This window comes from uncultured Stenotrophomonas sp. (assembly GCF_945952405.1).
Lineage (GTDB): Bacteria > Pseudomonadota > Gammaproteobacteria > Xanthomonadales > Xanthomonadaceae > Stenotrophomonas.
Genome location: NZ_CAMFIA010000010.1, coordinates 132,699 through 154,234, shown reverse-complemented (window position 1 = coordinate 154,234; position 21,536 = coordinate 132,699). Strand labels below are relative to the sequence as shown.

Sequence of the window (21,536 nt, the reverse complement as noted above, 5' to 3'; positions counted from 1 at the left end):
TCGTGCAGTTCTCGCCGCGAATTCGTGGCGATCTCGGCGGTTTTTCCTGACGGTTTCACGCCTGATTGGGCAAAACGGAAACCTGTATCAGGCAAACCCGTGGTGCCCCATGCGTCAACTCTCGCTGGCCGATCGTGGCCAAACCGTCTCCCTCGACAAGGCGCTGGACGATGTCGCGCCGACCTGCATGGGCGTGGCCCGGCTGGGCAGCCTGCAGACTGCAGGGACCAGCTTCACGGTCTGGCTGCAGGTTCGCGGCAGTTCCTGGGTGGAAGCCAAGGAGGGGCGGTTCCGCCTGCGCCATGGCGAGTGGATCGCCTTCGAGAAGGAGTCGCGGCCACTGGTCCAGGCCGGTCGCAACGGGCTGTGTGTCGGCCTGAGCCTGAATGCGGAGGCGATGCGGGTGCTGTCCGAGATGGCCGATTGCGGCCTTTACGCCGGTCGTGGCCGGATGAGCCGAGGCGACGCGCGTGTCGCCCTGCGCCTGTGGCGTGATGCCCTTGCCAGCGGCTTGCCGGCGCAGGCGCTGCGCCCCCTGCTGCTGCATCTTGCCGGCCTGCAGCGTGACCTGGCTGACAACGTGCAGCGCTGCCCGGGCCGCTCGCGCAGCCGCAAGCGGCAGGTGTTCGGCCGCATGCAACGGGCCCGCCTCTACCTGGAAGGCAACAGCCACCGCGTGGTCCGCATCGGCGAACTGGCCGAGCTGACCAACTTCTCCAGCTGGTACCTCTCCAAGACCTTCCAGAGTCTCTACGAAGAGAGCCCGCAGTCGCTTTCGGCACGGTTGCGCCTCGAACGGGCCGCCGATCTGCTGCGTGACACCGACATGATGGTGGGCGAAGTGGCCGCAGCCAGCGGATTCGACAACTGCTGCAGCTTCGCGCGGGCCTTCCGCGCCCGCTACGGCCAGTCCGCTTCCCGGTTCAGGGAAAACGGCGGCTTGCTCCCGCCACAATCTGCAAAGTCTCCGGTTGGGTCGCGCAAATACAGCATCGCAACGCAATCGTAACGTGCTGGGGCGTTTTAACACGCTACTAACACGTACCTTGGAGAGATTGATGAACGTTCGCACCCCTGCCGTGCGGCTGGGCCTGCTGCCCGCCGGCATCGCGCTGGCGCTGGCACCGGCATTTGCTTCCGCACAGGAAGCCAGTGCCCCGACCACCCTTGATCGCCTGGAAGTCACCGGTTCGCGCATCCGCTCGGTGGATGTGGAGACCTCCCAGCCGGTCCTCACCGTCAGCCATGAGGACATTCAGCGTTCGGGCCTGGTCAGCGTCGGCGACCTGCTGCAGAACCTGTCCGTGGCAGGCACGCAGACCTTCAGCAAGGCGGCCGTGCTGGCGTCCAACCCGGAGCAGGGCGGCCAGTACGTCAGCCTGTACAACCTGGGTGAGCAGCGCACGCTGGTGCTGGTCAACGGCAAGCGCTGGAGCACCAGCCTGGCCGGCTTCACCGACATGTCGACCATCCCGACCTCGCTGATCGAGCGCATTGAAGTCCTGAAGGACGGCGCCTCGGCGATCTACGGTTCCGACGCCATCTCCGGCGTGGTCAACATCATCCTGCGCAAGAACTTCGACGGCGCCGAGGCCAGTGCCTACTACGGCCAGAACAGCCACGGTGACGGTGCCAAGACCCAGTACAGCCTGACCCTGGGTGCCACCGGCGAGCGTTCCTCGATCGTGTTCGGTGCGAACTACATCAAGGAAGATCCGGTGTGGGCCAAGGATCGTGGCCTGACCCAGTACTCCTATGGCCAGGGCCATAAGGAAGACGGCCTGAGCCCGGCCGGCCCGTGGGGCCGCTTCACCGATCCGCGTGCCGAAGGCACCGCCGGTGCCGGCGCCTACAACAAGGCTGGCAAGTGGGTCCCGAACACCTGGGTGATCAACCACACCGGTTCGTGGGACACCCCGGTCGGCGTTGGCCAGGCGTCGAACAACTTCAACAACTATCACGAGATCGGCCTCGACGACTATTACAACGCCTCGCAGCAGATGATGCTGAACCAGGGCGCTGAGTCGAAGACGATGTTCACCTCGGTGAGCTACGACATCAACGACAACCTGCGTCTGAAGTCGACGGCGATGTACTCCGAGCGCGACTCCAAGCGCCAGATCGCCGGCTACCCGCTGACCGGTACCTCGCAGCCGCAGTTCCCGGTTGTGATCAGCAAGGACAGCCTCTACAACCCGATGGGCAACTGGGCCAACCCGGGCGCCGGCGTTGACATCCCTGGCTGGGGCCGCCGTATCTTCGAACTGCCGCGCATCACCCAGAACAACGTCAAGTCGCTGCACTTCGACGCGGCCCTGGAAGGCAACTTCGACTTCAACAACCGTCCGTTCGACTGGGATGTGGGCATCAACTACAACCAGTTCGATGTGACCCAGACCAGCTCGGGCAACATCAACCTGCTGGCACTGAAGAACGCCCTCGGCCCGTCGTTCATCAACGCCAACGGCGTTGCCCAGTGCGGCACCGCGGCCAACCCGATCGCGCTGGGCACCAGCCCGGGCAGCTGCGTTCCGTTCGACCTGCTGGGCGGCGCCACCGGTGCCACCCCGGACGCGCTGAAGTACATCAACACCCTGCTGAACTCGACCGGCCAGAGCAAGAGCAAGCAGTACTTCGCCAATATCACCGGTTCGCTGTTCGACATGCCGGGCAACGCGGGTGAGTTCGCCTTCGCTGCCGGCTACGAGCACCGCGAAGTGTCGGGCTACGACCACCCGGACGCGCTGTCCTCCTCGGGTTACACCACCGAGCTGGCTGCCCGCCCGACCGAAGGCAAGTACAAGACCAACGAGTTCTACCTGGAACTGATGGTCCCGCTGCTGCGTGACCTGCCGGGTGCCAAGGAACTGTCGCTGGACGTCGCCAGCCGTTACTCGGATTACGACAAGTTCGGCAACACCATCAACAGCAAGTTCAGCGTGACCTGGAAGCCGATCGACGACCTGCTGGTGCGTGCGACCTACGGCGAAGGCTTCCGTGCCCCGACCCTGGACGACACCTTCGGTGGTGGTTCGCAGACCTTCGACAAGTTCACCGATCCGTGTGATGCGGTGTTCGGCCAGCGCAGCAACCCGGCCGTTGCCGCCCGTTGCGGTGCTGAAGGCCTGGCGTCCGACTTCCGTCAGACCGATGCCGCCGGTCGTCCGATCAGTGCCCGTGACACCCAGGGCAACAACCCGTTCAACTCGGGCGTGGGCAATGACAAGCTGCAGCCGGAAACCAGCAAGACCCGTACCGCGGGCCTGGTGTGGAGCCCGAGCTTCGTCAGCGGCCTGAACGTCTCGCTGGACTGGTACAAGATCACCGTGGACAACGTGATCACCGCGCTGTCGGCCAACTACGTGCTGAACCAGTGCTACCAGAACGGCGTGCAGGCCTTCTGTGACCAGTACAGCCGTGGCGACGTTGCCAACGGCCAGCAGGTCACCGGCCTGAGCCGCGGCAATGCCAACCTGGGCTCGCTGGAAACCGAAGGCTACAACTTCGGCGTCCGCTACCGCATGCCGGAATACAGCTTCGGTACCCTGTCGTTCAACCTGGACACCAACTACCTGACCAGCTTCCGTCAGCAGGCCACCAAGGGTGCTGCATGGGATGACTACGCAGGCTACTGGAACTACCCGCGTGTCCGCGGCACCCTGGCGACCACCTGGACCAAGGGCGACCTGTCGGCCACCTGGACCATGCGTTACTACGGCGGCTTCCGCGACTTCTGCTACGACCAGGAAAATGGCCTGGAGTGCAACCAGCCGAACTACTACACCGAAAACGGTGGCTGGAGCGGCGGCCTGGGTGCCAACAAGAAGGGCGCGATTGTCTATCACGACATCTCGGCCACCTGGCAGGCTCCGTGGAACGGCAGCGTGACCGTCGGTGCCCGCAACGTGTTCGGCAAGACCCCGCCGATCACCTACGCGGTGACCAACGCCAGCGCCGTGCAGCTGGACCCGATGCTGGATTACGATCGCTTCCTGTTCATCCAGTACAACCAGCGCTTCTGATCCATCGAAGCCTGAAGGCAATACAGGGAGGGCGGGCCGCAAGGCCCGCCCTTTTTGCGTTTATCCGCCGCGAGGGTCGGGAAATTCTGAATTCGGCGTTTCGGCGACGCAGTTCACGTTTGCTGCGGTTGAGCCGCTGCTACGTTCGAAGGGTCCATCCCGGACAATGGAGAGCGCGGAATGAACAAAGCAACGCCACGGATGTTCGCTGCTGCGGTTCTTGCCCTTCTGAGCCTGGCCGGCAGCGTTTCGGCCGGCCCGCTGGTCTGTGCCAACGGCCGCTACTGTGCCGAAGTGCGCAGCAACTGCATCAAGGCCGGCGAAGATGCGGCCTATTGCCAGGTCCTGTTCGAGCGCTGCGTGTACGACCACTGCGCGCAGCCCTGATGCAACGAAGGCGCGTCCCTGCGGACGCGCCTTCATCGTGTGCCGCAGCGGTGGCTGTCAGGCCTCGCTGGGTACCAGGCCCATCAACGCATTGGCGTGTTCACGCCACTGCGGCAGCTTGTTGAGCACGCCCGCACGCTGCAGGTAGTCCTCATCCACCGGGTCGCCATTGACCAGTGCCAGCGCCACGTGCACCGCACCGGTCACCCAGAAGCTGCGGGTATTCGCACGCTGCGGCTGCAGGTGGAACGCCACCGCCTCGATGATCGGCATCGGCAGGCCCCACAGGCCGAGCAGGTAGGCACCGGCTTCGGCGTGGCCTGGACGGGTGTCGCCGGCCAGCGACGGCTCGCTGCGCTCGTTGCGCACGCCGGGCAACAGCAGGCCGATATCGGCCAGCAGCGCGGCCGTCGCGCCGAGTTCGGCACTGGATTCGGGCAGCAGGCGTGCGGCCAGGCGTGAGGCGAGCAGCGCACGCTGCTGCAGCGAATTGCGTTCGGCGGTCGACAGTGTCGGCGCCGAGAACACTTCGCTGGCCAGCACCAGGTCGCGCAGCGTGGCCAGCCCCAGCCGGGTCACGGCGGTGCGCAGGTCGGCGATGGTGCGGCCCTGGCTGAAGAACGCCGAGTTCGACAGCTGCAGCACCTTGGCCGCGATGGCCGGATCGGCCGCCACCAGCTTGGCCACGTCGGCGCTGTCGGCGTCGTCGTCATGCTCCAGCGCCTGGGTCAGGCTCAGGTACAGGTGGGGCGGCGAGGGCAGCTTCTCGATGCGGCCGATGGCGTCGCGCAGGCGCGGGCTGTCCAGCACCTCGCGCAGCTCTTCCAGGCTGGTCAGTGCTTCCAGCAGCACTTCCGGCGCCAGTGGCAGCGGCAGGAAGCGATGCGCAACACCGATCAGGCGGGCCGGCGGCGGCCGGTTGCCATGCTGGGCATCGACCAGCGCGATACGGATGGTTTCCGGGCGCAAGGTCCGGATCTGGCCCAGCAGCGTGGTGGCATTGAGGTCCGGCAGCTGCGGGCAGACGATCACCGCATCCACGCCCTGGGTGGCGACCGCGGTCATCGCGGTCTGGCCATCGGTGGCGGTCAACGGCTGCCAGTCTTCCCCAAGATCGGCAATGAATTCGGTCAGCTCAGCCGGCAGGCTGGCTGCATCCCCTACAAGCAGAATACGCACGACACATTCCCCTGGCTGTCTCGACGATGGATGTCGACGACGTGTGAAGTGACGCAATTTACCTAATACGACAGCAAGAGTGATGTGCCGTCGTCGTGAAACGTGACCCGCATCGCTCCGGCAGGGCATGCCGGAGCGATCCGGTTCAGGCTCAGGCCTTGCTGTCGAGATGGCGCTGGTGCGCCTCGATCAGGATCTGCTTGGCCTCAGCGGCGCCGCCCCAACCGTCCAGCTTGACCCACTTGCCCTTCTCCAGGTCCTTGTAGTGCTCGAAGAAGTGGCCGATACGCTCCAGCCAGTGGCTCGACACCTGGGCAATGTCTTCGACGTGGGCGTAGCCACTGAAGATCTTCGAGACCGGCACGGCCAGGATCTTCTCGTCGCTGCCTGCCTCATCGCTCATCTTCAGCACGCCGACCGGACGGCAGCGCACCACCGAGCCCGGCACCAGCGGCAGCGGCAGCACCACCAGCACGTCGGCCGGATCGCCGTCGCCGCACAGGGTGCTCGGCACGTAGCCGTAGTTGCACGGGTAGCGCATCGGGGTGGAGAGGATGCGGTCGACGAAGATCGCGCCGGTTTCCTTGTCCACTTCGTACTTCACCGGCTCCGAGTCCTTCGGGATCTCGATGATGACGTTGATTTCTTCCGGCGGGTTCTTGCCGGGCGAGACGAGTTCCAGGCCCATGATCGTGCTCCAGGTGGGGGGATATAGACGGATAGCCCCCCATTTTATGCCTTTGCCGGGCGCTGTGCAGGGGAGGGCGCTGACGCCATTGCGGGGCAGGGCCCCACGCAGCCGGCCGGGGTTGACCGATGGGTTCGGGCGGCGCTGGAGCGCAGGCTGGAACCACCTACCCAAGGAGTCTGCGCATGAACGCATCCGCCCTGTCATTCGGCCTGTCCTGTGCATTGCTGGTCGTGCCGTCGGTCCAGGCCTTCCCCTACGTGGATCTGATCGACTACCCGCAGCAGGAAGCCAACTGGGACCGCTTCTTTGCCCTGGAGGGGCGCCTGCAGCGTGGCTTCGACACCATCTGCGGCGATACCTTCTGCGAGGGCGAATACAGCGACATCCGCGCCCTGCGCCTTCGTTGTTCGGTGGATGCGGCGCGTGGCACCGTCCACGAGTGCCTGTGGGCCTTCGCTGCCAGTGATCTGCAGGTTTCCCGGGCCGACGGCGCGATCGTGGTCCGGCAGCCGACCTGGCTGTGCCGATTGCCGCTGCAGCCGGGAACGCCGGTGGAGGCCTTGCACGCCGCGCTGGCGGCCCGCGATCCATTGCATGACCCGCTGCCGGGGACGTCGCAGAGCGTCTACGACGGCTTGGTCGGCTGCATCCACTGATGCGAACGTGACTGATTCGCATTAACGGAGTAGCATGCGCGGCGCCTCCCGTCTGTCGTCCCGGTTCCGCGCATGCCCTCCAATGCCGCTTCCCTCACCGAACTGCTGATCCGCGAGCGGCCTGCGCTGCTGCGCCGGGTGCAGCGCATCCTCGGCGGCGACAACGGAGCCGAAGACGTGATCCAGGCCGTGTGGTTCAAGGCGCGCGGGGTTGATGACAGCCAGTCCATCGACAATCCGAGGGCCTATCTGTACCGGTTGGCCGCGAACCTGGCCACCGACCACGGCCGCGAATCGACCCGGCGCAACCGCCTGCTGGCCGACCACTACCTGTGGGGGCCGGACGAGGTGATCTCGACCGAGGAGCAGGCCATGGCACAGGACGAGTTGCAGCGGGTGCTGGACGCAGCGGGGCATCTGCCGGAGCCAACCCGCACGATCTTCCGGCTCAACCGCCTGCAGGGCCTGACCCAGGCCGAGATCGCACGTCGCCTTGGCGTGTCGGTGACCACGGTCGAGAACCATGTGCGCACCGCGCTGCAACGCCTGGCGTGGGCCCGCAGCGGTCGATGATCGCCCCGCCTTGGGGCAGCGCCTCGTTGAAACGTCTTGATCACTGGACCGTGGATGCGGTCTAGTTCCTTCGCCCGCGCTTGAATGCGCCTGTCCGCCAGCCGATGAGCCCGCCGAACATGCTGCCCGCCGCCAATGACGATGCCCTGGCCGAACAGGCCCGGGGCTGGGTCGCGTGGCTGGCCTCGGGCGAGCTCAGCGATGCGCGCATGCACGAGTTCGAGCGCTGGCTGCAGCAGCCGGGCCACCGTCGAGCCTTCGAGTACGAGCGCACGCTGTGGCGCAGTGTCGGGCCGCGCCCGCAGGCCCGGCCTGCGGCGCCGCGCCGGCCGCGACGGCTGCGCTGGGCCATGGCCATGGCCGCGGCACTGGCCATGCTGGTGGTGTGGCCAGAGGCCTGGCTGCGGCTGCAGGCCGATCATCGCAGCACGCACGTCGTGCAGGACGTGCAGCTGCCCGACGGCAGCCGTGCGGTGCTGGATGCGGACAGTGCGATTGCGGTGCGCTTCGATGCGCATGCGCGCCAGATCGAGCTGCTGCGCGGGCGTGCCTGGTTCCAGGTCAGTCCGGATGCGCAGCGGCGTTTCAGCGTGCGTGCCGGCAATGGCGTGGTCGAGGACATCTCCACGGCGTTCACCGTCGCGCGTGGCGAAGACCAGGTGGAAACCCAGGTCGGGCAGGGCCGGGTGCGCGTGGCCAGCCCGGCCGATGGTGGCTGGACCTATCTGCAGGTGGGCCAGCGCGCGGTCTATGGCGGGCACAGCGGGGTGACGCGGCTGGAGGATGTAGCGGCAGACAGTGTCGGCGCGTGGCGGCAGGGCGAGCTGCTGCTGGAGCAGGCCAGCGTCGCCGATGCCGTGCAGTGGGTGGGCCGCTATCGCGCGGGCCCGACGTTCGTGCGTGGTGACCTGTCGCGGCTGCCAGCGGTGAGTGCGGCATTGCGCATCGATCGGCCGGAACAGGCGCTGGATGCGCTGGCCGCCACGGCAGGATTGCAGGTGACCCGCCTGCCGCTGGGTGTTGCCATCGTCCACCAGTAGATCCACGCCATGCGTGGATGCTCGTCCCAGTGTGCCGACCCACGGTCGGCACCCACCTCTGCCATATGCCGGCCGACGATCGGCGCGCACCGCGACCGCACATTCCTCTTGGGGTTGCCACGTTCCCATTCGTCTTACCCCGCGAACGTACCCGCCGCCGCCACGTACGTCGCCGTGTCCGCCCATGTTGCGGATGACGCCGCGCCTGCGGCACCGATTACCTGACAGGTTTCCCCATGTTCGACTCCCATCGCCCGGGCCGCACGCTGCGCCCGTCCCGCCTGTGCATCGCCCTGCTGGCGGCCGGCCTCGCCAGCGCGGCGCCGTCCGTGCTGGCGCAGAACGCCGGCAGTGCCCATTCCGCCGTGCAGCGCTTCGACATTCCTGCGCAGCCGCTGGACGACGCGCTGCGCAGCTACATGCGCCAGTCCGGCGTGCAGGTCGTGTATCCGGCGACCCTGGCCCACGGCGTGACCTCGCGTGCGGTCAACGGCAGCCTGTCGGCCAACGAAGCCCTGCAGCACCTGTTGCAGGGCAGTGGCCTGGCGGTGCGCCGGGTCAGCGCCGACGCCGTGACCCTGGAGGCAGCACCGCCGGTGCAGGCCGACGCTGGCGTGATCGTCACCGATACGCTGAGCGTGGCTGGCGACCGTGTCGATGCCGGCGCGAACAGTGATGAGGCGCGCCTGCTCGACAGCTACCGCAGCGTCGGCTCCACCACCACGCTCAACCGCACCCAGCTGGAACGTTTCCGCGGCACCTCCAACGGCGACATCGTCAAGGGCGTAGCGGGTGTCACCGCCGGTGATCCGCGCGTGGGCAACGGTTTCGACGTCAACATCCGTGGCATCCAGGGCCAGGGCCGGGTACCGGTGATCATCGATGGTGGCCAGTCCAGCATGGACACCTACCGTGGTTATGCAGGGCAGTCGCAGCGCACCTACCTGGACCCGGACCTGATCTCCAGCCTGATCATCACCAAGGGCCCGAGCCTGCAGGCCAATGCCTCCGGAGGCATCGGTGGCGTGGTCGAGATGGAAACGCTGAAGATCGGCGACGTGCTGCGCGAAGGCCGCGATTTCGGCGTGCGCGTGCGGGGTGGCCTGGCCAACGCCAGCGCCAACTCGCTGCCCGCCTACAGCGCGGTGCCGCGCAGCGATCGCAGCGCCACCGGCAGCCAGTTCTTCAACCTCGCTGCGGCAGGGCATTGGGATCGCTTCGACCTGGTGGCCGCCTATGCCTACCGCGACAACGGCAACTATTTCTCCGGTCGGCATGGCTACGACGACTTCCCGCAGACACGGCGCACGCTGGCGCCGCTGAATCCACCGCGGACCGAGGTGTTCAACACCTCCTCGCGCTCGAAGTCGGCGCTGCTCAAGGGCACCTGGCGCATCGACGACGTGCAGACGCTTGAGGCAGGCTACCGTCGCTACGAAGGCACGGCCGGCGAGATCATGGCTTCGCAGATCATCCGCGTCGACCGCGACCGTATCCCGCAGTGGGACCCGGGCCATGTCGACATGGACAGCTATACCCTGCGCTACCGCTTCAACCCGGACAGCGAGCTGGTCGACCTGCGCATCAACGCTGCATACACCGACACCGACAGCGTGATGTACAACAGCCTGACCGGCATTACCCCCTGGTACTTCGACCGCCGCACCGAGTGGTACGACGCGCCCAGCTTCAGTGGCGACCCCGGCTACAAGGACGCCTACCGTAATCCGCTGCGGCAGAAGCGCTTTGGCCTGGATGCCAGCAACACCTCGAAGTTTGACACCGCGGCCGGTGCATTCACCCTCGACTACGGCCTGTCCTACAGCGACGAAGACATCGCACCGGGCAGCTCGGGCCCGGTGATGCACGATGACCTGGTCAACAACCGCTTCCTGCGCAATGCCGAGCGCAAGGAATACAGCGCCGTGGCCTCGCTGAAATGGCAGCCCGACGAGCATTGGGAGCTGTTGGCCGGTGGCCGCTGGAACCGGGTGGATGTGCATGACCGCAATCGCCTGGCCACGCCCGACGGCTACGAGGTGCAGGGCCAGTACCGTTATACCGAGCTGCTCAACGGCAATCCGGCGCTGCCGTCGTGGCGCGCCAAGCGCATCGCGCTCCTGAACTGGTATCCGGACGCCAACGGCAATTTCACCCAGGCCTCGCTGCTGGCCTCGCCGTACAAGAAGGGTACGGTGGCGGACATCGCAGGCTGGAACTTCTATGACGCCGGCAAGGCGCAGGATCTGGAAGTGCCGGTCAGCTGGACCTGGTCGCAGCCGATCCGCCGCCGCGACACCGCGTTCTCGCCGACCGCCAGTGTCGCCTACCGTTTCAGCGAAGACACCATGGTCTACGTGAAGTATGCGGAGGGCACCAAGCTGCCGAGCCTGTTCGAGACCACGCTGGGCCTGTTCACCGCCGCCAAGCCGGTGGGTGAGCTGAAGCCGGAACGCGCACGCAGCTGGGAAATCGGCGTCAGCACCATCCACCATGACCTGTTCACCGCCGGCGATCGCCTGGCGCTGAAACTGGCCTACTTCGATACCCGCATCGACGACCTGATCACCCGTGACTACCGCACGTTGTCAGCGGGCCTGATCCGCAACGTCGACCGCTTCAAGGTGTCGGGCATGGAGTTCCAGTCCAGCTATGACAGCGGCAAGGTGTTTGCCGATCTGTCCGCGCACTACTACTTCAAGGCCAAGACCTGCGCGCCGGACATTGCTGCGGAGCGTCGCGCCTACGGTGCGCAGCGCAGGAACAACGAGCTGGCCAACACGCCGGACTGCGTGGATGGTGGCTTCGAGGGGTCCTACACCAATACGCAGAATCCGCCGCGCTACATGGTGAACCTGACCCTGGGCTCGCGCCTGTTCGACGAGCGCCTGACCTTCGGCACCCGCGTGGTCCACAACGCCGGCCCGATCAGCAAGCTGGACAAGGACTGGAACGTCGGCCTGTCGGCGATCCAGCAGCTGTACCGGCCGAACACCCTGGTCGACCTGTTCGCCAGCTGGAGCTTCAATGACCAGCTGTCGGTGGAAGCGGGCGTGGACAACCTGACCGACCGCTACTACCTGGATCCGCTGGCGCTGGGCGTGATGCCGGCACCGGGCCGCACCGCGCGCCTGGCGCTGACCTGGCGGTATTGATCGGAGCGGCGCATGGCGGCGGGGTCGGATCCCTTTCCATCGGCAAGGGCGCTGACCCGATCAGGCCTGCCATCCACGCCTGGCGTGGATCTACGGCTGGCGGGGCTGCGGCGGGGTCGGATCCCTTCCCATCGGGAAGGGCTCTGACCCGATCAGGCCTGCCATCCACGCATGGCGTGGATCTACGGCTGGCGGGGCTGCGGCGGGGTCGGATCCCTTCCCATCGGGAAGGGCTCCGACCCGATCAGGCCTGCCATCCACGCCTGGCCTGGCGGCACGCTCTTACAACCCGGTGGCCGCCTTCACTGCATCTTCGTGCAGCGACTCGTTCAGCTCGTCGACCACGGTGCTCCATGCTGCATCGGCCTGCAGCGACTCGGACAGGAACTGGCGCTGGGCGTCGTTCCAGTACGGCGCCTCCACCACCTCCACGTCAGTGGCCAGCTGGTGTTCACGGATGAAGCGGGCGATGCCCTCGGCGCTGGCGTCCAGGCCCAGCTGCAGGAACAGGTTGGTCATGCGCGGTTCGGTGGTGATCATCAACGGTTCCTGCTGGAAGTGGGGATGCCCCATTATCGGTGCACATGGCCTTGGGGAAAGCCCCGTGGCGAACGTCTACAGCAGGACGACCTCCTTGGCATTCCCCCCATGAACGCACACATCGCCCCTGAAGACAGCCGCAGCCTGCGCCTCAAGGCCGCCACCCGCGACAGCCACGGCGCGTTGGACAAGCGCATCATGGCCGGCGACATCTTCGCCGACCGCAGCAACTTCGCCCGCTTCCTGCGCGTGCAGTACCGCTTCCATCGCAGCATCGACGCGCTGTATGCCAATCCGGCGCTGGACGCACTGCTGCCGGATCTGGGCGAGCGCCGCCGCCTCAAGCAGGTCGCGCGTGACCTGCAGGACCTGGAACAGACCCTGCCGGGTACGGACATCACCCCGTTGCCGTCCGACCTCGCGCTGCCGGCCGCGCTGGGCTGGCTGTACGTCGCCGAAGGCTCCAACCTGGGCGGCACCGTGCTGTACAAGATGGCCGCCAAGCTCGGCCTGGACCGTGATTTCGGTGCCCGCCACCTTGCCGCGCATCCGGACGGTGCGGCGCGCCACTGGCGGGAATTCACCGCGGCGCTGGACGCGGTCGCGCTGAGTGCCGAGCAGGAGCAGCAGGTGATCGATGCCGCCGACGCCGCGTTCCGCAGCGTGCACGGCCACGTCGAAGTGGAATTCGCCTGATGCACGGGCTCCGCCCGCAGGCGCAACGCTGATGCGCTGGCTCTGGTTCGCACTGGGCTGGCTGATGGTCGGCCTCGGGGTGATTGGTGCGCTGCTGCCGGTGATGCCGACCACCATCTTCCTGATCCTGGCGGTGGGCTGCTTCGCGCGCAGTTCGCCGAAGTTCGAGCAGCGCCTGCTGGCGCACCCGCGCTACGGCCCGTCGCTGCGGCTGTGGCGCGAGCAGGGCGCGGTCTCGCGCAAGGGCAAGGCGTTCGCCAGCGCTGGCATGGCAGTGGGCTTCGCCCTGTTCTGCTGGGGCGCGCATCCGTCGTGGCGCCTGCTGCTGGGCGTGGGCCTGTTCTTCGCGGTCAGTGCGGGCTATGTGCTCAGTCGTCCGGCCCCGCGCCTGGAGCCCACGCCGCTGGTGGAAGTGGACGACGCCCAAGATCCACGCGCCGCGCGCCGCCGCGCGGCGTCCCCTGAAACTGATGGAAACCGAGACGATGCTGCCTGCTGACCTGGCCCCCGTGGCCGCCCCCGCACTGACCCCGTGGGGCATGTACCTGGCCGCCGACGTGGTGGTGAAGGCGGTGATGATCGCGCTGGCACTGGCATCGTTGGCCACCTGGACCGTACTGCTGGCCAAGGGCTGGGAACTGGCCCGCCAGGCGCGGCAGCTGCGGGCGGCACGCGCCGTGCTGCTGCAGGCTCCGAGCCTGCCCGACGGCGGCGTTGAGGGCAGCCTGCAGCAGGGCATTGCGCAGGCCATGCTGGATGCGGCGCGCACCGAACTGCGCCTGTCGCAGGACCTGGACAGCCGCGACGGCATCAAGGAACGCGTCGCCTCGCGGCTGGATCGCATCGAGCTGGAGAGCGCACGCGTGCAGCGGCGCGGTATCGGCGTACTGGCCAGCATCGGCGCCGTGGCGCCGTTCGTGGGCCTGTTCGGCACGGTGTGGGGCATCATGAACAGTTTCATCGGCATCGCCCACAGCAACACCACCAACCTGGCCGTGGTCGCCCCCGGCATCGCCGAGGCCTTGCTGGCGACTGCACTTGGCCTGGTTGCGGCGATTCCGGCGGTGCTGGTCTACAACCACTTCAGCCGTGTGTTGGCGAGCCTGCGCAGTCTGCTGGGGGATCTGTCGGCGGCCGTGCAGCAGCTGGTCTCGCGCGATCTCGACCGCGTCGTTCCGCGCACTGCAGCGACGCCGCTGCGCGCGGTTCACTGAGCGGCGACGATGGCGATCAGGACCGCATCCGGCCGCGATGACGCGCCGGAAGAAGCCCATGAGATCAATGTCACGCCCTTCATCGATGTGATGCTGGTGCTGCTGATCATCTTCATGGTGGCCGCGCCGCTGGCGACGGTATCGGTACCGGTGCAGCTGCCGGCCAGCAGTGCCAGCGCCACGCCCCCGGAGCAGGCCCCGGTGTACGTGACCGTGCAGGCCGACCTGTCACTGCGCGTCGGCGAGCAGCCGGTGGCACGCGAGGGGCTGGCCGCCGCCCTGCGCGCGGCCACCCACGATGACACCGCGCAACGCATCTTCCTGCGTGCCGATAGCCGCGTGCCTTATGGCGAGTTGATGGCGACGCTGGATGCACTGCGTGCGGCGGGCTACCTGAAGGTGGCGCTGGTCGGCCTGGAGCAGGGCACGCGATGAAGGGGCTGCAGCGCTGGGCGACCAGCCTGGCGATCGTGCTGCTGGTGCATGCGGCGCTGATCGGCGTGGCCTGCGGGTGGGCGGCGCAGGCACCGGCGGTGGCCGCGGCTGCGGCACCGGCGGCGTTGATGCTGGAACTGGCACCGATGGCACAGGCGCCGCCAGCGCCGCCGCGCGAGGTCGCTACCGGTCCGCTGCAGCAGCAACAGCAGCGCCAGGCGACAACACCGGCACCGCGCGAACGGCCGAAGGCACCCGTGCTGCCGCAGGGCGACCTGCCGCCACCGCGCGCACCGGAACCGGCGCCATCGCCGGACAGTGCCGACGCCAACGTTGCGCAGACCAGTGCTCCGCCGCAGGTGGCGGCCGACGTGGCAACGCGCTACACCGCACCGCAGACCACCGCTGGCGAACGCAGCCGCGCCGAGGCGAGCTGGGAAGGTCGCCTGCTCGGGCACCTGCAGAAGCACCGGCGCTATCCACGCCAGGCCGAACGTTTGCGCCAGCAGGGCGTGGTCTACGTGCGTTTCGCGGTGGCCCGGGATGGCGTGGTCTCCGCTCTGGGGCTGGGTCGCAGCAGCGGTTTCGCCTTGCTCGACCAGGAAACGCTGGATACCGTGCGGCGCGCCAGCCCGGTGCCGGCGCCGCCGGCCGAAGTGGTCGGCGACCCGGTGGAAGTGATGGTGCCGGTGTCGTTCTTCCTGCGCGGGCGGTGACCTTGTAGAGCCGAGCATGGGCTCGGCTCTACAGGGGCCCTTAAAGCAGCGGCACCAGCAGCAGCGCTACGATGTTGATGATCTTGATCAGCGGATTGATCGCCGGTCCAGCGGTGTCCTTGTAGGGGTCACCGACGGTATCGCCGGTCACCGCGGCCTTGTGCGCCTCGCTGCCCTTGCCACCGAAGTGGCCATCCTCGATGTACTTCTTGGCGTTGTCCCAGGCACCGCCGCCGGTGGTCATCGAGATTGCCACGAACAGGCCGGTGACGATGGTGCCGATCAGCAGGCCGCCCAGCGCGCGCGGCCCGAGCAGCAGGCCGACCACCACCGGCACCGCGACCGGCAGCAGCGAAGGCACGATCATTTCGCGGATCGCCGAGCGGGTCAGCATGTCCACCGCCTTGTCGTACTGCGGCTTACCGGTGCCCTGCATGATGCCGGGAATCTCGCGGAACTGGCGGCGGACTTCCTCGACCACCGCACCCGCGGCGCGGCCGACCGCCTCCATCGCCATCGCACCGAACAGGTAGGGGATCAGGCCGCCGATCAGCAGGCCGATGATCACCGTGTGGTCGCTGAGGTCGAAGCGGAACTCCTGGCCGGGATGCGCGGCCTGCAGGTTGTGCGTGTAGTCGGCGAACAGCACCAGCGCCGCCAGCGCTGCCGAGCCGATCGCATAGCCCTTGGTGACGGCCTTGGTGGTGTTGCCCACCGCATCCAGCGGATCGGTGATCTCGCGGATCTCCGAGGGCAGCTCGGCCATCTCGGCGATACCGCCGGCGTTGTCGGTGATCGGTCCGTAGGCATCAAGCGCGACGATCATGCCGGCCATCGACAGCATCGCGGTGGCGGCAATGGCGATGCCGTACAGTCCGCCCAGCGCGAACGCGCCCCAGATTGCCGCGCACACCGCCACCACCGGCAGCGCGGTGGACTTCATCGAGATGCCGAGGCCGGCGATGATGTTGGTGCCATGGCCGGTGGTCGAGGCCTGCGCCACGTGTTGCACCGGCTTGTACTGGGTGCCGGTGTAGTACTCGGTGATCCACACGATCAGGCCGGTCAGGACCAGGCCGATCAGCGCGCAGCCGTACAGCGCCATCGGGCCATGCACGTTGTCGGCCATCAGCCCGGTGGTGATCGGGTAGAACGCGATCGCGGCCAGCACGCCGGAGACGATCACGCCCTTGTACAGCGCGCCCATGATCGAGCCGCCCGGCTTCACCTTGACGAACAGTGCGCCGATGATCGAGGCGATGATCGACACGCCACCCAGCACCAGCGGATACAGCACCGCGTTGGCACCGGCCTCGGCCAGCATCAGGCTCCCCAGCAGCATGGTGGCGATCACGGTCACCGCGTAGGTCTCGAACAGGTCGGCCGCCATGCCGGCGCAGTCACCGACGTTGTCGCCGACGTTGTCGGCGATCACCGCCGGGTTGCGCGGGTCGTCCTCGGGAATGCCGGCTTCGACCTTGCCGACCAGATCGGCGCCGACGTCGGCACCCTTGGTGAAGATGCCACCGCCCAGGCGCGCGAAGATCGAGATCAGCGACGAGCCGAACGCCAGGCCGACCAGCGCGTGCAGCGCCTGGTCCATCTGCAGGCCCATCCGCAGCAGCAGCGCGTAGTAGCCGGCCACGCCCAGCAGGCCCAGGCCGACCACCAGCATGCCGGTGATGGCACCGCCGCGGAAGGCGACGTCCATCGCCGCGCTGATGCCATTGCGGGCGGCTTCGGCGGTACGCACGTTGGCGCGAACCGAGACGTTCATGCCGATGTAGCCGGCCGCGCCGGACAGCACCGCACCGATGGCGAAGCCAATGGCGGTGTACCAGCTGAGGAAGATGCCGACCAGCACGAACAGGACCACGCCGGCCACGCCAATGGTCAGGTACTGGCGGTTGAGGTAGGCACGCGCCCCTTCCTGGATCGCGGTGGCGATTGCGATCATGCGTTCATTGCCGGTGGGTTGGCGCAGGATCCAGCGCGCCGAGACGATTCCGAACAGGATCGCGAGAATGGCGCAGCCCAGCGCCAATGACAGCCCGTGACGTTCCAGCATTAGACCCCTCCGCAGAATGGATGTAGGCATCCAGTGGCGATGAACGGCACCACGAGGGGGACGACGGGCTGCAGCCTGGAACCAACCCGTACCGACCTGGCGGTCGTCCGACGTATGGCGGTGTTCAGCATTCCCTGGTGACCGCAGTATGCGTGTGGCCATCTGTAGAGTCGAGCCGTGCCCGACTGGCGTTTGCGATCCGCGCGTGATCGTCCCCGGAACCCGGCCCGAGCGGCCGGCCTTTGCACCCCGTTAAGCCAGCCTCTGCAAGCCTGAGCGGCGTCCTGTAGGAGATTGCTCATGCGCCTGTCCCTGTTGATGCTTGCCGCCCTGGTCCCGGCCGTGCCGGCCATCGCCGCGGAAACCCCGGAACTGCAGCGCGCCGTGGGCGCCCCCCAGGCGGTGGGCGCGGTGCACACCCTGCGGCAGATCCCTGAAGCCTGCGCGCGACTGGAAGGCGCGTTCACCGGCGAGGCCGCCGCGCCGTACCGCTTCTCTGCCGTGCGCACCAGCGAGCAGTGCCAGCCGCGTGCGCGCTTCGTCGACTTCGACAAGGCACAGCCGAGTGCCGACAAGGGCTGGAAGCTCAATGACGTCATCCGCGTGCCGAGCGCCGCGTGCCCGGCGCAGCAGGCAGTGGTGCGGGTGTGGCGCCTGCCCTCGAGCAACAAGGTCGAGCTGGATGGCCAGGGCCAGTCGCGCATCTACCTTGAGGAAGCAAAGAAGCAGGCGGCGGCTGGGCAGATTCCGCAGGTGACGATGTTCGCCGCGCAGCTGCAGGTGGAAGGCAAGGCCTGCAATTGAGGCTGCCCGGCAGCGCGAATCCACGCATGGCGTGGATCTACTGAAGCCATGCCCGGTAGTGCCGGCCGCTGGCCGGCAGCCCTGCGATCACTCCGCCAGCTTCGCCCCGCGCGCAACGAGCAGTTCGCGCAGCGCCCTGCGGTGGCAGTGCGCCTCGTCCTCGCAGTAGCAGCCCACGCTGATGTCGCTGTGCTGCGACATCGCCGCCAGCAGGTCCAGTGCATGGGCCGCGTCAGGGGCTTTCATCTCTGCCTTGTAGTGGCGGAAGAAGGCATTCCAGTCGGCCGCGGTGCTGGCCTCGTGCGCCTGCTTCACCAGTTCCGCGCTGGGTGACAGGGTCGGGAACCAGACGTCGTACCAGTCCTGTCGCGCGAACTCGCTGCGTGGCACGCCGCGCGGCGGCCGGCGCACGGTACCGATGCGCAGCCCTTCACCGGGTTGGCGCGGGCTGCCAAGACGGACTACGTGCAGGGCCATGACGTTCTCCTGGCGGGTAGTGTGAGCATCGTGGCAGTGGCGTGCGGCAGGCGTGAACCGCGTTCACACCGGGACCTGACGTCCGATCAGCACCACGTTGTCTTTCGGCAGCTGCAGGACATCGGCGGTGTGCAGGGAATTGCGCGCCATGAACGCGAACAGGCTCTTCTGCCAGCGCGGCGGGCCCTGATGCGATTCACCCGGTACCACTTCCAGATAGCCGATGTAGTAGGTGGCATCGGCCAGGGCCAGCTCCGGCGCTTGCGCCGTGGTCAGCTGCAGGGCGGCGGGCACGTCGGGTTTTTCCATGAAGCCGAAGCGGGTGGTCGCGTGCCAGTAGCCCGGCCGCAGCTGCTGCAGCTGCAGGCGTTGGCTGTCGGCGACCCACGGGACGGACTCGTTGACCACATTGACCACCAGCAGATGCTGGTGCAGCGCACCGTTGTGGCGCACGTGCCAGGCCATCACCGGCGGTACGCCCTCATCGCTGCGCGACAGGAAGATTCCGAGCAGCGACATCAGCGCCAGGATGCCCCCCCTCGCCATCGTTGGTGATGCGCATGGCCAGGGTCACGTACTTCACCGAGGTGATGATCAGTGTCCACGCGATCAGCGACAGTACCCCGAGGGCGACCGTGCCGGTGGCGGCTCCGGCGCTGTGGCTCATGCCGAGAATGGTCTTGAGGGTGTACAGCGGGCTGGTGCCGATGTCGCCAAAAACGACACCGAGCGTCGCCAGGCCCGAGGCCCGAGGCCGAGAGGCCGGCGCCGCGCAGGGAGCTTCATGCGCGCGCCGTTGTGATGCGGTGAAGCCGCGCAGGTGCGCGGCGTCGGCTCAGCCTTCGAAGGCTGGCAGCTTCTTCTTCACTGCCACGTTCTTCAGCGTCACGTACTTCGGCAGGCCATCGGCGCCATACGGAAGGGGAGCTTCGCCCTTGATCAGCGGCGACAGGTAGGCACGTGCGCGGGCGGTGATGCCGAAGCCATCGCGGCGGATGAAGCCGGCCGGCATCTTCTTCTCGTGGTTGGCGATCTTCGACAGCGGTGCCGCCTCGATCTTCCAGCGGTACGGCGCGTCGCTGCTGCGCACGATCACCGGCATCACCCCGTTCTGGCCCTTCAGGGCCAGCTGCACCGCGGCCTTGCCGACGGCCTGGGCCTGCTCCCAGTCGGTCTTGCTGGCCAGATGGCGGGCCGAACGCTGCAGGTAGTCGGGCAGTGCCCAGTGCACCTTCAGGCCCAGCTGGTCCTTGACCCGACCGGCCAGGTGCGCGGCCACCCCGCCCAGCTGCGCGTGCCCGAACGAGTCCTTGCCGCCGCCGGCGTCGGCGACGAAGCGGCCATCGGCGGTGGCGATGCCTTCCGAAGCCACCACCACGCAGTAGCCGACGCGTTCGACCACCGCCTTCACCTTGGCCAGGAACAGGGCTTCGTCATAGGCGCGTTCGGGCAGCAGGATGATGTGCGGCGCTTCGTCATCGCCGTTGCCGGCCAGGCCTGCGGCGGCCGCCAGCCAGCCGGCGTGGCGGCCCATCGCCTCGTAGATGAAGACGCGGGTGGAGGTTTCGGCCATCGCCGCCACATCCAGTGCCGCCTCGCGCACCGACACCGCGGTGTACTTGGCCGCCGAGCCGAAGCCGGGGCAGGTGTCGGTTACCGCCAGATCGTTGTCGATGGTCTTGGGTACGCCGATGCAGGTCAGGTCATAGCCGGAGGCCTTGGCCAGCTGCGAGACCTTCAGCGCGGTATCGGCCGAGTCGTTGCCGCCGTTGTAGAGGAACCAGCGCACGTCGTGCGCGCGCAGCACCTCCAGCAGGCGGTCGTAGCGGGCGCGGTCGGCGTCCAGCGACTTCAGCTTGACCCGGCACGAACCGAACGCACCGCCCGGGGTGTGGGCGAGGGCGCGGATGGCGGCGGCGCTCTCCCTGCTGGTGTCGATCAGCTCTTCGCGCAAGGCCCCGAGGATGCCGTTGCGGGCGGCCAGGACCTTGATGCCCTTGGCCCGGGCCTGTTCGATCACCGCCGCGGCGGTGGCGTTGATCACCGCGGTGACGCCGCCGGACTGGGCGTAAAGAAGAGTACCGTTGCGCATGCTTCTACCTGCTCGGGGGAGGGGACATTGCAGGGACATTACCCGGATGCGGTAAAGTGGCGCTATTGCGGTGCAGCGATACCGGTCCGTCCGGGACGCGAACCTTCTTTGTTTTCAACACGTTGGAGTCAGGTCAATGCGATTGGTTCTGTTGGGACCGCCCGGTTCGGGCAAGGGGACACAGGCGACGCGCCTGAAGGAAAAGCTGGGTATCGCCCACATTTCGACCGGAGACATGCTGCGCGCGGAAATCGCCGCCGGCACGGAGCTGGGCAAGCAGGCCAAGACGGTGATGGATGCCGGCAACCTGGTGTCGGACGACATCCTGCTGGGCATGCTGGAGTCGCGCCTGACCCAGGCAGATGTCGCCAAGGGCTTCATCCTCGACGGCTACCCGCGCAATGTGGCGCAGGCCAATGCGATGGACGGCCTGCTGGCCAAGATCGGCCAGCCGCTGGACGCCGTGGTGCAGCTGGACGTGGCCACCGAGCTGCTGGTCGACCGCATCGCCGGCCGTGCCAAGGAGCAGGGCCGTGCCGATGACAACCCGGAAGCGGTGCGCCAGCGCCTGCAGGTCTACAACGACCAGACCGCCCCGGTGGTCGATTTCTATGCCGGCCGCGGCACCCTGGCCCGCGTCGACGGCGTCGGCGAGCTGGACGAGATCGAAGCGCGCATCCTGGCGGCGATCAAGGCCTGATCCGGTCGGGCCGGCGGATTGCCGGCCCCTCGGGCACAAAAAACACAGGCCTGGTCCGCGAGGATCAGGCCTGTGTCGTTTGATAGGCGCC

22 protein-coding genes are annotated in these 21,536 nt (G+C 67.4%); 14 read left to right on the top strand and 8 right to left on the bottom strand.

The window, feature by feature from the left end; genetic code table 11:
- Positions 1-109 precede the first annotated feature (109 nt).
- The 3 genes from Q0P60_RS12375 (at position 110) to Q0P60_RS12365 (ending at position 4,409) form a co-directional block, all read left to right on the top strand.
- A complete protein-coding gene (locus Q0P60_RS12375) occupies positions 110-1,009 on the top strand; it encodes a helix-turn-helix transcriptional regulator (protein ID WP_294993545.1) in 900 nt (299 codons plus the stop codon).
- A 49-nt stretch (positions 1,010-1,058) separates the two neighbouring features.
- On the top strand, positions 1,059-4,022 hold the full coding sequence (locus Q0P60_RS12370) for a TonB-dependent receptor (RefSeq protein ID WP_294993542.1): 2,964 nt from the start codon (positions 1,059-1,061) through the stop codon (positions 4,020-4,022).
- A 180-nt stretch (positions 4,023-4,202) separates the two neighbouring features.
- Positions 4,203-4,409, top strand: coding sequence for a hypothetical protein (locus Q0P60_RS12365; protein WP_294993539.1), 207 nt, complete (start codon positions 4,203-4,205; stop codon positions 4,407-4,409).
- Between the two features lie 57 nt (positions 4,410-4,466).
- Here Q0P60_RS12365 and Q0P60_RS12360 read toward each other — a convergent pair whose 3' ends face one another.
- Together Q0P60_RS12360 and ppa are read right to left on the bottom strand one after the other, a co-directional pair.
- Complete coding sequence (locus Q0P60_RS12360; RefSeq protein WP_294993536.1) at positions 4,467-5,588, bottom strand: HDOD domain-containing protein; 1,122 nt, start codon at positions 5,586-5,588, stop codon at positions 4,467-4,469.
- A gap of 151 nt (positions 5,589-5,739) precedes the next feature.
- Positions 5,740-6,276 carry an inorganic diphosphatase gene (gene ppa / locus Q0P60_RS12355; RefSeq protein ID WP_005410935.1) on the bottom strand — a complete coding sequence of 179 codons (537 nt, stop codon included), beginning with the start codon at positions 6,274-6,276 and terminating at the stop codon, positions 5,740-5,742.
- 185 nt (positions 6,277-6,461) lie between these two features.
- On the opposite strand from ppa, the gene Q0P60_RS12350 reads away from it, so the two are divergent.
- The 4 genes from Q0P60_RS12350 (at position 6,462) to Q0P60_RS12335 (ending at position 11,703) form a co-directional block, all read left to right on the top strand.
- The gene (locus Q0P60_RS12350) at positions 6,462-6,935 is read left to right on the top strand and encodes a hypothetical protein (RefSeq protein WP_294993532.1); all 474 of its coding nucleotides are present in this window, start codon (positions 6,462-6,464) and stop codon (positions 6,933-6,935) included.
- Positions 6,936-7,007: 72 nt separating this feature from the next.
- Positions 7,008-7,508 carry an RNA polymerase sigma factor gene (locus Q0P60_RS12345; protein ID WP_294993529.1) on the top strand — a complete coding sequence of 167 codons (501 nt, stop codon included), beginning with the start codon at positions 7,008-7,010 and terminating at the stop codon, positions 7,506-7,508.
- A 104-nt stretch (positions 7,509-7,612) separates the two neighbouring features.
- On the top strand, positions 7,613-8,548 hold the full coding sequence (locus Q0P60_RS12340) for a FecR domain-containing protein (protein ID WP_294993527.1): 936 nt from the start codon (positions 7,613-7,615) through the stop codon (positions 8,546-8,548).
- 236 nt (positions 8,549-8,784) lie between these two features.
- Positions 8,785-11,703 (top strand): TonB-dependent receptor, encoded by a 2,919-nt coding sequence (locus Q0P60_RS12335; RefSeq protein WP_294993525.1) that lies wholly within the window; start codon positions 8,785-8,787, stop codon positions 11,701-11,703.
- Between the two features lie 282 nt (positions 11,704-11,985).
- Here the strand turns inward: Q0P60_RS12335 and Q0P60_RS12330 are convergent, their stop codons facing one another.
- Positions 11,986-12,243 carry a DUF2789 domain-containing protein gene (locus Q0P60_RS12330; RefSeq protein WP_010483993.1) on the bottom strand — a complete coding sequence of 86 codons (258 nt, stop codon included), beginning with the start codon at positions 12,241-12,243 and terminating at the stop codon, positions 11,986-11,988.
- A 108-nt stretch (positions 12,244-12,351) separates the two neighbouring features.
- Between Q0P60_RS12330 and Q0P60_RS12325 the strand changes: the two genes are divergently transcribed.
- Genes Q0P60_RS12325 through Q0P60_RS12305 form a run of 5 tightly spaced genes read left to right on the top strand, consistent with a single transcriptional unit; the run spans position 12,352 to position 15,304 of the window.
- Positions 12,352-12,939, top strand: a complete 588-nt coding sequence (locus tag Q0P60_RS12325; RefSeq protein ID WP_294993522.1) for a biliverdin-producing heme oxygenase — start codon at positions 12,352-12,354, stop codon at positions 12,937-12,939.
- 31 nt (positions 12,940-12,970) lie between these two features.
- Positions 12,971-13,438, top strand: a complete 468-nt coding sequence (locus Q0P60_RS12320; RefSeq protein ID WP_294993520.1) for a YbaN family protein — start codon at positions 12,971-12,973, stop codon at positions 13,436-13,438.
- Positions 13,425-14,153 (top strand): tonB-system energizer ExbB, encoded by a 729-nt coding sequence (exbB, locus tag Q0P60_RS12315; protein ID WP_294993518.1) that lies wholly within the window; start codon positions 13,425-13,427, stop codon positions 14,151-14,153. The genes Q0P60_RS12320 and exbB overlap by 14 nt, the downstream gene beginning before the upstream one ends.
- A 9-nt stretch (positions 14,154-14,162) precedes the next feature.
- The gene (exbD, locus tag Q0P60_RS12310; RefSeq protein ID WP_294993515.1) at positions 14,163-14,588 is read left to right on the top strand and encodes a TonB system transport protein ExbD; all 426 of its coding nucleotides are present in this window, start codon (positions 14,163-14,165) and stop codon (positions 14,586-14,588) included.
- Positions 14,585-15,304 carry an energy transducer TonB gene (locus Q0P60_RS12305; RefSeq protein WP_294993513.1) on the top strand — a complete coding sequence of 240 codons (720 nt, stop codon included), beginning with the start codon at positions 14,585-14,587 and terminating at the stop codon, positions 15,302-15,304. Before exbD ends, Q0P60_RS12305 begins: the two co-directional genes overlap by 4 nt.
- A gap of 40 nt (positions 15,305-15,344) precedes the next feature.
- Here Q0P60_RS12305 and Q0P60_RS12300 read toward each other — a convergent pair whose 3' ends face one another.
- Positions 15,345-17,372, bottom strand: coding sequence for a sodium-translocating pyrophosphatase (locus Q0P60_RS12300; protein WP_294993511.1), 2,028 nt, complete (start codon positions 17,370-17,372; stop codon positions 15,345-15,347).
- Positions 17,373-17,672: 300 nt separating this feature from the next.
- Here Q0P60_RS12300 and Q0P60_RS12295 point away from each other — a divergent pair, with 300 nt between their 5' ends.
- A complete protein-coding gene (locus Q0P60_RS12295) occupies positions 17,673-18,176 on the top strand; it encodes a hypothetical protein (protein WP_294993509.1) in 504 nt (167 codons plus the stop codon).
- An 87-nt stretch (positions 18,177-18,263) separates the two neighbouring features.
- On the opposite strand, the gene Q0P60_RS12290 is transcribed toward Q0P60_RS12295, so the two are convergent.
- The 4 genes from Q0P60_RS12290 to Q0P60_RS12275 all read right to left on the bottom strand — a co-directional run bounded on the left by Q0P60_RS12290 (position 18,264) and on the right by Q0P60_RS12275 (position 20,745).
- A complete protein-coding gene (locus Q0P60_RS12290; RefSeq protein WP_294993506.1) occupies positions 18,264-18,653 on the bottom strand; it encodes a DUF488 family protein in 390 nt (129 codons plus the stop codon).
- A gap of 63 nt (positions 18,654-18,716) precedes the next feature.
- The gene (locus tag Q0P60_RS12285) at positions 18,717-19,172 is read right to left on the bottom strand and encodes a KUP/HAK/KT family potassium transporter (RefSeq protein WP_294993503.1); all 456 of its coding nucleotides are present in this window, start codon (positions 19,170-19,172) and stop codon (positions 18,717-18,719) included.
- Positions 19,135-19,392: a KUP/HAK/KT family potassium transporter gene (locus Q0P60_RS12280; RefSeq protein ID WP_294993607.1), complete on the bottom strand. Its 258-nt coding sequence runs from the start codon at positions 19,390-19,392 to the stop codon at positions 19,135-19,137. Before Q0P60_RS12280 ends, Q0P60_RS12285 begins: the two co-directional genes overlap by 38 nt.
- Positions 19,393-19,488: 96 nt before the next feature.
- On the bottom strand, positions 19,489-20,745 hold the full coding sequence (locus Q0P60_RS12275) for a 6-phosphofructokinase (RefSeq protein WP_294993500.1): 1,257 nt from the start codon (positions 20,743-20,745) through the stop codon (positions 19,489-19,491).
- Between the two features lie 136 nt (positions 20,746-20,881).
- On the opposite strand from Q0P60_RS12275, the gene Q0P60_RS12270 reads away from it, so the two are divergent.
- Positions 20,882-21,445: an adenylate kinase gene (locus Q0P60_RS12270; RefSeq protein ID WP_014038375.1), complete on the top strand. Its 564-nt coding sequence runs from the start codon at positions 20,882-20,884 to the stop codon at positions 21,443-21,445.
- Positions 21,446-21,536: the final 91 nt, after the last annotated feature.